The sequence below is a fragment of the Cupriavidus sp. 01L415 genome, assembly GCF_056400065.1.
On sequence record NZ_JBFTSP010000065.1, the window covers coordinates 1 to 3,653 of the forward strand.

General features: G+C 61.2%; 4 protein-coding genes and 1 pseudogene. 4 read left to right on the forward strand and 1 reads right to left on the reverse strand.

The genetic code is table 11. The features are described 5' to 3' along the window. Positions 1 to 96: 96 nt before the first annotated feature. Together AC1DOX_RS30780 and AC1DOX_RS30785 are read left to right on the forward strand one after the other, a co-directional pair. On the forward strand, positions 97 to 276 hold the full coding sequence (locus AC1DOX_RS30780; protein ID WP_477114094.1) for a hypothetical protein: 180 nt from the start codon (positions 97 to 99) through the stop codon (positions 274 to 276). Positions 277 to 599: 323 nt separating this feature from the next. Then, positions 600 to 1,067 carry a nucleoside deaminase gene (locus tag AC1DOX_RS30785; RefSeq protein ID WP_441624628.1) on the forward strand — a complete coding sequence of 156 codons (468 nt, stop codon included), beginning with the start codon at positions 600 to 602 and terminating at the stop codon, positions 1,065 to 1,067. 188 nt (positions 1,068 to 1,255) lie between these two features. On the opposite strand, the gene AC1DOX_RS30790 is transcribed toward AC1DOX_RS30785, so the two are convergent. Continuing rightward, the gene (locus tag AC1DOX_RS30790) at positions 1,256 to 2,116 is read right to left on the reverse strand and encodes an MBL fold metallo-hydrolase (RefSeq protein WP_477101663.1); all 861 of its coding nucleotides are present in this window, start codon (positions 2,114 to 2,116) and stop codon (positions 1,256 to 1,258) included. A gap of 791 nt (positions 2,117 to 2,907) precedes the next feature. Here AC1DOX_RS30790 and AC1DOX_RS30795 point away from each other — a divergent pair. Next, positions 2,908 to 3,044: pseudogene (locus AC1DOX_RS30795) on the forward strand (cupin domain-containing protein); the annotation flags it as partial. 349 nt (positions 3,045 to 3,393) lie between these two features. Beyond that, a partial coding sequence (locus tag AC1DOX_RS30800) for a nitroreductase family protein (RefSeq protein ID WP_477114093.1) occupies positions 3,394 to 3,653 on the forward strand: 260 nt, incomplete at its 3' end.

Consider the following 3,653-nt stretch of genomic DNA (forward strand, 5'->3'; position numbering starts at 1 on the left):
AACACGCCACCAGTACGCTTGCTGACCCCCGCGGAGCTGGCTGTCTGCATCAAGGTGTTCCGCGACGCCCGGCAATGGACTCAGGAGCAGTTGGCCGTGGTCGCCGGGCTCAACGTGCGAACCGTTCAACGCGTCGAGCAAGGCTGGCCAGCGCCTTCGATTTCCTGGACATCGACGCGCCTAACAAGCCATTCGCGATTCCGTCGGAAGACGAACTCAAGGCAGCGCAGGAACAGCTCGACCAGGAGCACGTCACCTTCGCGGCGATTCGGCTGACCACGGGTGAGCAGTTGGCGGAGCTGGCGCAGACCAGCACGATGGACATGTCGCAGCTGGCCCTCGAGATGGGCGGCGAAGCGGATAAACGCTTCGCCGCGCTGATGGAATATTTCCGCAACTACCGGGATGCGATTCGGGCACGCCCGGCCGGAAGGTAAGGATTCGAATAGCGGGCAGTGCCAAAGCCAATGGCAGAGGGCTGGACTCAAATACGCCGTATAACAACTCGCAGCACGCAGCGTGCACACACTGGCCTATAGTCTGCTGGCCCGCCACCCCATTGGCCTGCCCTGGGCCAGGCCCTTCACCGGAGACATCGCGTGTCGACCACGGAAACCTATTTGATCGATTCCATCCGCCTCGCCATGGAAAACGTGCGCGAGCGCAATACCTGGCCCTTCGGCGCCGTGGTCGTCAAGGATGGGCAGGTGCTGGCGCGCGCGGTCAACGAGGTGGAGGCCACCTGCGATCCCAGCGCGCATGCCGAAATGCAGGCGGTGCGCGCCGCCTGCAGGGCACTTGGCAAGCCAGACCTGACTGGCTGCACGGTCTACGCCAGCGGCTACCCGTGCCCAATGTGCCTGAGCGCGATGTACCTAGCCGGCGTCGGGGCGGTCTACTACGCCTATTCCAATGAAGACGGCGCGCCCTACGACCTGTCCGCGGAACGCGGCTATATCGAACTGGCGCGTCCGCTCGAACAGCGGGAGATGAAGCTGGCCTACGTGCCGGCACGCGACGAGGGCCCCGATCTCTATGAGGCGTGGCGCAAACGGCAGGGTCGTTAGCCGTCGCTGGGCCGAAGGCCATGAGCAGGATTGCGCCGTTCAACTCGCCGCATCCTCCACCACCGCCTGCGCCATCCGCGCCTAGTGCCTCGGCTCGTTGTTGCGCAATGTGAAAGCGTCGCACTGCGGAACCCGTGGATTTCCACGCGTTGCGACCCGGCCTCGCCGGCATAGGCGCGTGCCGCTTCTCAGTATGCCCAGTTGGCCGATACGTATCGAAAGGCATTGCCATCGACCGCGACGCGGCCGAGTGAGGGGAACGATAGATGGCTGGCTAGGAACAACTCGCCGGTCTCTGCAGCTTCTTGCAAGAGGCGAACCCGGACGCGAACCGCCTCCTCTGGCTCGTGATCGAAGGCGTTTTGCCACTCGGGGCATTCGACCCCGACCGGGACCAACGCGTCACCAGCGAACGTCAGCCTCTCACCGCCGGAAGCCACGCGGACCACACTGTGCCCGGGGGTGTGGCCGCCGGTGAGCGTGACGACAACACCCGGCGCCACCTGGTACTCCTTGTCGAACGGCCGCAACTCACTCTTGTACGCGTCCAGGAATCTCCGGGCGCTTGACCGGATGATGTCCTGAATCCCGTTAAAAGTGTTGTGGGAGAAATCGGGCGACTCGAAGAATTCGACATCCGTGTGCGACACATGGACCCGCAGGTCCGGACGCATCTGACTCCTCAGCCGCTCGTCGAGCAGTCCGCCAATATGGTCCATGTGAATGTGGGTCGCGATGACATCGGTCACGGTCCCGGGATCGATGCCAGCGCCCTTCAATCGTAGGGCCAACCGTCCGGCCCGCGTGGCGTCCGGCATCTCTGACCCTACCCCGGCGTCGATAAGGATCGTCCGACCGCCGCTACGGACTACGACGACGTTCAGCCCCCAATCGATCACGTCCGGTAGGAATCTGCCGCGCAACGCGGCGTCCCGGACGGCCGAATCAACGTTCGTGCCCAGGACGTTGGCTGGTACTGGTATCGCCCCATCGCTAATCACCATTACGTCGATTTCGCCGATACGCGTAGCGTAGTGCGACGGAACCAAATCGTGCTCAGGGTAAAAGGATCCGTGGCATAAGCACATGTTTGACTCCTGTTTCTGACAATTCTTCATTGCCGGCGAACTTCGCATTACAGGATTCCATTTCGCCGGGCCGGTCGTAGTGAGAAGTAGCTTAGGCAGCCAGGGCATCGTTCAGTAGACGTGTGGATGAACACACTGTGGTGCGCGCCAGGAAACAATTGCGCCTGCTGTCGTAGTCGGTGCGCGGATGTAGCTGCGCAAACGGCTCCATGCGCGCCGCGCCCCCCGAGTCGATATCTCAACTAACGTCAGGCTCATATGAGCTCGTGCCCGGCACAGCCCAGAGTGACGCCGGCTGTCCTTCGGGCGCGGCTTCAATCAGGGTTGGAGGTGGATGTATCCAACGACTGGCTACGCTAGGGTTGCCAGTCCGTATCTCCGTGCGATCGAAGACAACGTAGTGCCGCGTTTCCCAACTGCGCTCGTCCAGCATTGTTTCGACCCAACATGCGACTCGTCTAGGTCGAGAGGCCCCATTGCCGAGCTGAAAGACTCATACGATTTGTTTTGACAACGGCAGCTTCGCTGCCCGGTCGAGGTGAATCTGCAGTTGCGAGTCCATATTCTTAGTACACACAAGAATGGGGAATCTTGGTTCTACTGTTTGTGCCATCGCCGGTACAGAATGCAGACATCAAAACGGAGTGAACCGACCATGAGCATTCGCCCGATTCTGACTGCATTTCGCGCGACGGCTGCTATCTTCGCCAGCGCTGGCTCTGCGGCGCACGGCGCTACAGAAATCGTGAAACCGCGCTGGCGAGAGCTGGTCCGAACCGCCCGGCGCGAGCCATCCCGTCAGCCGGAACGCGAGCAGAACTGAACCTTCGAAGCTCTTGGCAGATTTGTCGTTGATGACAACGACAAAGAACTGACCACATCGGTCAGGCAAACACCTTCTCGGAGCGCTCAAGCCACATACGGACCGCCCTCTCCAGCAACGTCGGGCGCGCGCTCAAGCTCCGCCAACGCCTGCGCACTGGCCTGCTGCATATCGACGCAACGACCTCAATCGCCTTGGTATCTACCGGGGGCGGCAGCGCAATCGAATGCCAATGAAGGGCCGGACATCGCGGCGCCTGCGGCCGATCTGCTTATGTGCCGATGCACGCTTGCTGAAGTACTGATGGCTGACTGAGAAAGACTCATCTGTGCAGCAACCACCAGAAGCGTAGGAGACAACGCCGCCCAACACCTCGAACCAAACCTCAACTTATCCCTTCACCATAGGAATCAGCATGAGCAACGGAAGCACCGTGACCAATGCAGTCATCGAATGTATCTTGAGCCGCAGCGCCGCCAAGTATTACGACCCAGCCGCCACCTTGAGCGACGACCAAATCCGCGAGCTGGTGCGAATCGGCACCAGCGCGCCGACATCCTTCCACATGCAGAACTGGCGCTTTATCGCCGTACGTACGCATGAAGCCAAAGCTCGGCTGAGTCCGATCGCCTGGAACCAGCCTCCGATCACCGAAGCCGCCGTTACCCTCATCAT